Genomic DNA, 2,121 nt, shown 5'->3' on the forward strand with positions numbered 1-2,121 from the left:
GACCCACCGATCAACAGACCACCGGCCGCCGAACTCAGCCACACCGACCGGCCCACCCCCAAGCCGATCTCCACAGCACCCGGCACACCATGAGCCACAAAGGTGTAAACAGCCGGACCATCCGGACCGGAATCCGCCCTGGCCTCTTCACTGATCACCACCGGCTTGCCACCGGTCGGCATCATGTGAGTCAGCACACTTGCGTGGTGATACGAGCGCAACAACTCCTCACGGACCCGGGCATCGTCCGCATGCGACATCCGCCCGAACCGCTCACCCCGATCCGACACCAGAGGACGGGACCCCACACCCGAATCACGGAAGACCGTGCCGTCCAGCCCCGTCCACGACCGGTCCACCACCGAAACCACCGGACCAGCGGACGACGTCGGCTGGAACGGCACCCACGCACCCACCGGCCGCTCCGGATCGGTGTCCACCAGCGCCAGCACATGGTCACGCTGCTTGGCGCGGCGCACCAGACGGCCCTCACCACTGGGCGCCCACACCGTCCGCCCCAACCGGTTCGCCACCGCACGCAGCAGCCCCAGATGCAGGGAGTTCGCCGCCTCCGGCACCACCAGCACCACCGGGACGTCCTTCGGGAGCTTCGCCAGCTCCGGATCGGCGGCGAGTTCCGCGGCCACCTGCTCCGCGCTCAGCACCCGCCCGTCCGGGCCACGCACACCCGACGCGTCCCCGCCGGCCCACACCACCCACGCCGCGTCACCCCACGGCGCCGCCCCCTCCGACACCTCCCGCAACGCGACACCAGGCCGCTCCTCGAACACGCGCACCCGGCCCAACCGCACCTGACGGACCTTCTCACCCGTCCAATTACGCCCCCGCGAACCGCCCGACGCACTCGTCAGCAACGTCCCCGCAGCCAACAACCCACCGGAACCGCTCTCGCCGAGGGTGAGCGACCCGACATCCGGAACGTCCGGCGATCCCGTGGTCACGAGGGGTCCGGCGGATGCCGTGACCGGCCTGGCCTGCCAGGTGGTCTTACGCCACATGCCGAGCTTCTTGTCCCGCCGGGCCGTGACGACGGACGGAGCGCCCGGGCCCGCCGGGTCGAACTCCAGCGGACCGGTGTAGGCCCAGGCAGACCGGCCGGTGCGGTCGGTGAACGCCTGCGCCCGGGACCTGGTCCCCGTGGTGCCCACCTTGAACTCGGAGGTCAGGAAAGCCACCGGCCGCCCGAGACCGATCTGACTCAGCACCGGGTCGAGATCCAGCAACGCCCACAGTTCCGCGTCCGGCACCCGCACCGGACCGGGAGCCCCCGGCAGATGCAGCTCGACGATGCCCTGCCGCATCCCCGTCAAGATCATCCACGGCTTGGTGGGCGAGGAGGCCCACGGCGGCGCGGGGCTGTCGAACGCCTTGCCGGTGGCCGTCTTGCGGACCGCGCGGGTCCGGTCCAGGTCCACCCCGTCCGGGGTCGGGACGCCACTCCAGTTGTAGCCGTGCACCGAGGTGCCGTCGGTGACGTGGGAGGCCGGCCGGAACGCGCCCAGCTCCACCAGGTGGAGGGCGGCCAGCACGTGCCGGTCGGTGCTGTCCAGCCCCCGGGCGTGAGCCCGCGCCACCAGGGCACCGAGCTCCAGCGACCGCTCATCGCTCCAGGGGACGGTGGCCGGGACGTGGAGGACACCGCGGCCCAGGTGCTCCCGCTCGGCCGGCTCCATGGTGTCCAGCACGCGGGCCGCCGCGGTGGTCGCCCAGAAGGCCCGCGCGATGTCCGCGGAGCTCAGCGACCCCGTCGGCTTCCGCAGGATGTCGCGTACCAGGTCGTTGCGGCCGGGCTTCCCGAACTCGCCGGCCGCGTAGGCCAGCTCGGAGTCCGGGAGCTGGTCACCGAGCCGGGCGTCGGGCTGCCCGTCCAGCAGTGTCCGGGATGCCTCCAGGGCCCGGAGGTAGGCCGCCTCGTCCAGCGTGCCGTCACCCGTCCGCCGCGCGAGGAAGGTCCACAGTTCCAGGCGGAACGGGGTGTGCCTGCTGACGGCCGGGTCGTTGGCGCGCAGGGTCTCCAGCGCGGCGATGCCCCGCAGCGCCGCCTCGTATCGGCCGCCCGGCACCCCGCGGTCGGTCTCCACCTCATTGCCGAACACCTGA

Annotated in this window: 1 pseudogene; it reads right to left on the reverse strand. The window is 72.2% G+C overall.

What is annotated here, in order from left to right:
• Nucleotides 1–2,102 (reverse strand): annotated as a pseudogene (locus tag HCK00_RS26585) (hypothetical protein); the annotation flags it as partial.
• Nucleotides 2,103–2,121 lie beyond the last annotated feature (19 nt).

This window comes from Streptomyces zingiberis, from assembly GCF_012034935.1.
Taxonomy (GTDB): domain Bacteria; phylum Actinomycetota; class Actinomycetes; order Streptomycetales; family Streptomycetaceae; genus Streptomyces; species Streptomyces zingiberis.